We start from the raw sequence: 5313 nt of genomic DNA, 5'->3' as shown, positions 1-5313 counted from the left end.
CTCCCCGCCGCTCTTCCGATCTGTCTCGAGCGCTGACAGCAGACGCTTCGGGGGCCGAACCCCGCGCGGCGAAGCCGCGCCGAAACAATAGACGCCACCTACCTGCGCCGATTATGGTGTTCCGCAAAGGATGGGCGCACCGCGCCCAGGGCGGCGAGGACAGGGCGAATTCCCTATGGCACAACTCTTCGAAAAGTCGAAGAAGGTGGTCGAGGTTCATCTCGCGAACACCAGTATCCGGGCCATCTCCGGTTCCATGGTCGCCTACGAGGGCGCCGTGCAGTTCAAGTCCGCGGGGTTCGGTGGCGGTGAGGGCGTGCTCGCCGGGATGAAGCGCCGGGCCACCGGCGAGAAGTTGTCGTTGATGGAGTGCGGCGGCAACGGCCGGGTCTTCCTGGCCGTCAACGGCCAGTATGTGTCCGTGGTGAACCTGAACAACGAGACCTTGCAGGTGGAGTCGCAGCAGTTGCTGGCGTTCGCCGGGAATCTGCGTACCGATGTGCGGTTCGCCGGAGTGCGCGGTGCTTCCAGCGGTCAGGGCCTGTTCACCACCACGGTGAGCGGTCAGGGGCAGGTCGCGTTGCTCTCGGCCGGTGGTCCGCTCATCCATCTGGAGGTTTCGCCCCAGTTCCCGCTGGTGGTGGATCCCGATGCGTTCGTAGCCGCACGCGGCAACCTCAATCAGTCGTTCGTCACCGATGTTTCCTGGCGCTCGGTGATGGGGCAGGACGGCGGTGAGGCGTTCTCCTTGCGCTGGGACGGGCAGGGCGTGGTCTCGATCCAACCGGCGGAACGGTAGAACATGTTCGAGAATGTCAATTCCAAGGTCGTCAAGGTAGATGTCGGTGCGGCCGGCGGTGTCGTCGCCCGGACCGGCGCCATGCTGTTCTATACCGGCGATGTGTCGTTCGCGCCGCACGAGATTCCCGGCGGGGCCGGGATGGGCGGTGGCGGCGGGCTGGTGCGAATGGCCGGGCGCATGATGGCGGGTGAGCATCAGCGCACGATGCTCGCGCAGGGCCCGGGGGTGGTGCATTACGGGTTCGCCGGCCTGGAAGTCCATGTGGTGCAGGTGCAGCCGGGCGCGGTGATGCAGGTGGAGGCGTCGCGGCTGCTGGCCTATACGGCCGGCCTGCAGACCTCGGTGGTCTCGGTGATGAGTTCCGGCGGCGGGGGCGGTGGCGGTTTGATGGGCGCGCTCCGTGGTGCCGCGTCGGGCGCCCTCACCGGGCAGGGCATGTTCACCACCCAGTTGTCGGGGCACGGCAGTGCGGTGGTGCTGGCGCACGGCGGCTTCCTGGAATTGCCGGTGGGCGGGCAGTATCCGGTGGTGGTGGACCCGCAGGCGTTCATCGGTTCCTACGGAAATGTGCAGACAGAGTTGAAAACCGCGGTGAGCTGGCGTGACGCGGTGGGCCGCGGCGCCGGTGAAGCCATGCAATTGCAGTGTGCCGGGCAGGGTCTGGTGTACGTGCAGGCGTCGGAGGAGAAACTGTGAGCGAGATTCACGGCCCGATGACCCTCGGGGACAGCGATAACGTCCCCGGCAACAGCTATGCCTTCTGCATCGACCTCACCAAGCCGTGGTTCATGCGTAAGGGCGCGATGATCGCCTATTACGGCCAGATGCGTTTCCAGGCGCTGACGCACGGGTTGCAGGGGCAATTGCTGCATATGGTGTCGCAGCAGTTCTCGGCGCCGCTGTTCACCGGCGACTACGTGGTGGCCGAGGGGCAGGGCAAGCTGCTGATCGGCGATCGCGGTTACGACATCAATTCCTATGATCTCGACGACGGCAATCTGACCATCCGCGCGGCGAATCTGCTCGCGTTCGAGCCCGGACTGTCGCTGAACCAGTCGATCGTGCCGGGCTTTCTCACGCTGATCGGGACCGGTAAGTTCCTGGCCTCCTCGAACGGTCCGGTGATCTTCGCCGAACCGCCGCTGCGGGTGGATCCGGAATCGCTGGTGGGCTGGGCGGACTGTCCCTCACCGAGCCATCATTACGATCAGCGCTGGGTGTCGAATTTCCTGGCGGCGGGCGCGGCGGCGTTCGGGGTGAACTCCGGTGAGGAGCGGCAGTTCGATTTCACCGGCGCCGGGACCGTGTTGATCCAGTCGAGCGAGAAGGTGCTCAGCGATCACGCGCTGATCCGGACCATCGAGGGCCAGTTGCAGACCGGCATCACGGTGCCCGGTCTGCAACGGCTACAGGGCGTTATCGCCCAGCAGCTGGCGGGTCAGCAAGGGTACTGAACGAGCCCGCGCCCGGTGTGCCCGGATCGCCCGGCTGTCCTGCGGGCGGCGGCCGGGGCAGACTTGGCGCATGCTGCATCTGCGCGTACTCGCGCCCGCCGAGCTCACCGATGACGTGGTGGCGATTCTGGAATCCGACGATGCCGTCAGCGGTTTGGCCGTGGTGCGAGACAGCGCGCTACGGCCGAAGGGCGATCTGATCCTTGCCGATCTGGCGCGGGAGGCCGCCAACGATATCGTGGATCGCCTGCGGGAAACCGGTCTGCATCGCCGCGGCATCATCGAACTGGAACCGGTGGAGACCTGGATCTCACTGTCGGGCCTGCGGGCCGAGGTCCGCACTCCGGGCTACAGCGCCGATTCCGTGGTGTGGGCGGATGTGACCCAGCGTTCCTACGAGGAAACCGAACTCAACTGGGTGTATCTGAGTTTCATGACCTTGGCGACGATGCTCGCGGCGATCGCGATCATCGTCGACTCGCAGATCCTGGTGATCGGGGCGATGGTGCTGGGCCCGGAGTTCGGTGCGATCGCCGCTCTCGGCGTCGCGCTGGTGCGGCGGAGGTATTCGCTGCTCGGGCGGGCGACCGCCACCCTGGGTTTGGGCTTCACGGCCGCGATCGTCGTCACGTTCCTGCTGGTGCTGGTGGGACGGGCCCTCGGCTGGGTCACCAGCGACGCCGTGGAGGGCGTCCATCCCGAGACCGCCTTCATCTACACCCCGGACAGATGGTCGTTCATCGTCGCGCTGATCGCGGCCGCGGCCGGGGTGCTCTCACTGACCTCGGCGAAATCCGGTGCGCTGGTGGGGGTGTTCATCTCGGTCACCACGGTGCCGGCGGCCGGCAACATAGCGCTGGGTCTGGCGTTCGGCGCGGGCTCGGTCATCTGGGGCAGCACCCTGCAATTGGTGGTGAACCTTACCGGTATGGCCGTGGCCGGCTGGGCGACGCTGGCTCTGCAGAAGGCGGTGTGGTCGCGGATCTCGCTGCAGCGCGCGAAGACCGCGGCCCGGGCCCATCGGCGCCTACTCTGACCTGCGGCCCCACTCGATCCCGCGGCACGGCACGCGCCCGCATCGGAGGCCGGCGGTGCGCCCCGGCCCATCGCCCGGAGACCGGCTCGGCCGGGAGAAGGCGCCGCGCCCGATCCGGCCGATCAGGCGTCGAGCGCGGCCCGTGCCGCCGACGGCGCACCGAGGGCCGCGGTGAACCAGTCCAGGATCTCGGCACCCGCACCGATTCCGGAGCGCGCGGTGACCGTCAGGCCGGGATGGTCCCAGCCGAGTTCTTCGAGTTCACCGTGCCGGGGACGGATGGCGCGGTCGGCCGCGGCCAGCATTTCCGCGTCGAGCGCGCCGTCACCGGCGGCCAGCGTCCGGGCACCGGGCTCCAGTTCGCCGGTCGCGAGCAGGCGGGCACGCACCTCGGCGACAGCGCGGCTCTTACAGACCGCCAGCGGCATGGTGTAGATCTTGCGCCCCTGCCGCGACGCCGACCAGCCGCGTTCGCGACACCACAGATCCCATTCGGCGAGAAAACCGTCCGGTACCCCGGCCGGGTTCACGACCAGGTAGCAGAAGAGCCTGTCGGCTTCCCGGTACTTGAGTACCCATGAATCGTCGATCCGGGCCCGCAGCGCCGCACCGACCTCGTCGAGACTCGCCCCGCCGGCCCGGACCGCGGTATCGATCGCCGTCCGCCAGTCCGGATCGGGGTCCCCGTCCACCAGGATGTTGCCGCCGTTGCTGGTGACCGCGTAGCGCCAGGGTGCGCCGGGCAGCCGGATCCGGCCGAACTGTTCGATGGTCCGGGTGGTGGTGGGCAGTACCACGGCCGCCGCCGCGAGTTCACCGAGCCGGATCGCCGCCGCCGCGGTCATATACGACAGTGGGGCACCGTCGAAGTACTCCACGCATACCGTTTCCGGCTCGTCGGGGCCGACGGCGTTGCGCGAGTAGATCATGGTCCGGTCGAGGTCGGTGGCGACCAGTGCCGGTCGGGGAATGGTCACCGCTGCACATCCTTGATCAGGCCCATACACGAGTAGGCCAGTTCGGGTACGACCTCCACCGGCACCGCGCGCGCCTGCGCGAGCAACCGGATATGCGCGTGTTCGGCGGCGTCGGCCTCGCGGACCAGTACGCGCCACGGCACGCGCCGCAACAGCACCCGGGTCGTCTCCCCGACGCCCGGCTTCACGAAGTTCACGCTGCCGATCCCGTATTCGGACCGGACCCGCTCCACCGAATCCCAGCCCGCCCAGGTGGGTTCGCGGTCACCGGCGCGCACTGCCGCCACCCGGCCGGATACCTGGTCCCGGACACTGTCGAAGGCCGCGGTGACGGTATCGATCAACCGCCCGGAGACATCCGCCCCGGCCAGTTCCGCGTAGAACTTGGCGCCGTGGAACTCACCCGGGCCGATCAGCTCCCGGTTGAGCACGGTGCGGGACACCAGTCCGGAGACCGTGGAATTCAGGCAGGCCGAGGCGATCAGGAAATCGTCGCGGGTGCCGTAGGTGCGTACGCACTGCCCGGGGTCAGCGAGAACGGCGAGGTCGTCGTCGAAGCGGGCGCCGCCGGCGGCGTGATAGGCGTCCAGGGCGGCGGTGAGTTCCCGGGTGATGGCGCCCTTGCCGGTCCAGCCGTCGACGAATACCACCGAAGCGGGATCGTGGTTGGCGGCCAGATAGTCGAGGGCGACCGTGTCGATACCGCGATCACGCACGATGGATACCGCGTAGTGCGGGATGTCCAGGGCCGGCCGGTCGCTGTGCCCGGTGCCCAGCCAGCGCCGGATGAGGACACCGATCGGGGTACCGGCCCGGGCCAGCGAGGCCAGCGCGATCCCGGTGCCACGTTCGGCCACCACGAGTTCGGCGACCGTCCCCACCGCGAGCGCGAGCCGCCGCGCGCTCTCGTCGAGTACCCGGTCGAACAGTTCCCGGTAGGCGGTGTCGGGCTGATATTCGATGGGCAGCGATTCGGCGTAGTGCGCGACCCCCGCCTGGATCCGCTGTTCCCGTTCGGCGATATCGGCTTCGAGATTCGCGCCG

At 68.2% G+C, this 5313-nt stretch carries 6 protein-coding genes; 4 read left to right on the top strand and 2 right to left on the bottom strand.

Going from position 1 to position 5313, the window contains the following annotated elements; translation table 11 throughout:
- Positions 1 to 175: 175 nt before the first annotated feature.
- The 4 genes from ACWDU1_RS29080 to ACWDU1_RS29065 all read left to right on the top strand — a co-directional run bounded on the left by ACWDU1_RS29080 (position 176) and on the right by ACWDU1_RS29065 (position 3292).
- The gene (locus tag ACWDU1_RS29080) at positions 176 to 799 is read left to right on the top strand and encodes an AIM24 family protein (protein ID WP_450003340.1); all 624 of its coding nucleotides are present in this window, start codon (positions 176 to 178) and stop codon (positions 797 to 799) included.
- A 3-nt stretch (positions 800 to 802) separates the two neighbouring features.
- On the top strand, positions 803 to 1498 hold the full coding sequence (locus ACWDU1_RS29075) for an AIM24 family protein (RefSeq protein WP_450003338.1): 696 nt from the start codon (positions 803 to 805) through the stop codon (positions 1496 to 1498).
- Between the two features lie 17 nt (positions 1499 to 1515).
- Positions 1516 to 2256: an AIM24 family protein gene (locus ACWDU1_RS29070; protein WP_450003343.1), complete on the top strand. Its 741-nt coding sequence runs from the start codon at positions 1516 to 1518 to the stop codon at positions 2254 to 2256.
- A 70-nt stretch (positions 2257 to 2326) separates the two neighbouring features.
- Positions 2327 to 3292 (top strand): DUF389 domain-containing protein, encoded by a 966-nt coding sequence (locus ACWDU1_RS29065; protein WP_450003336.1) that lies wholly within the window; start codon positions 2327 to 2329, stop codon positions 3290 to 3292.
- A 122-nt stretch (positions 3293 to 3414) separates the two neighbouring features.
- Here the strand turns inward: ACWDU1_RS29065 and ACWDU1_RS29060 are convergent, their stop codons facing one another.
- Positions 3415 to 4221 (bottom strand): HAD family hydrolase, encoded by an 807-nt coding sequence (locus tag ACWDU1_RS29060; RefSeq protein ID WP_450003341.1) that lies wholly within the window; start codon positions 4219 to 4221, stop codon positions 3415 to 3417.
- Between the two features lie 44 nt (positions 4222 to 4265).
- A partial coding sequence (locus tag ACWDU1_RS29055; RefSeq protein ID WP_450003334.1) for a cysteine protease StiP family protein occupies positions 4266 to 5313 on the bottom strand: 1048 nt, incomplete at its 5' end.

The sequence above is a fragment of the Nocardia sp. NPDC003345 genome, from assembly GCF_053589395.1.
The sequence above is the reverse complement of the archived record's forward strand: the minus strand, read 5'-3'. Positions and strand labels throughout refer to the sequence as shown.

Coding starts and splice junctions, on each gene's coding strand:
- ACWDU1_RS29080 (WP_450003340.1), top strand. CDS start 176: ATGGCACAACTCTTCGAAAAGTCGAAGAAGGTGGTCGAGGTTCATCTC.
- ACWDU1_RS29070 (WP_450003343.1), top strand. CDS start 1,516: ATGACCCTCGGGGACAGCGATAACGTCCCCGGCAACAGCTATGCCTTC.
- ACWDU1_RS29075 (WP_450003338.1), top strand. CDS start 803: ATGTTCGAGAATGTCAATTCCAAGGTCGTCAAGGTAGATGTCGGTGCG.
- ACWDU1_RS29065 (WP_450003336.1), top strand. CDS start 2,327: ATGCTGCATCTGCGCGTACTCGCGCCCGCCGAGCTCACCGATGACGTG.
- ACWDU1_RS29060 (WP_450003341.1), bottom strand. CDS start 4,221: ATGATCTACTCGCGCAACGCCGTCGGCCCCGACGAGCCGGAAACGGTA.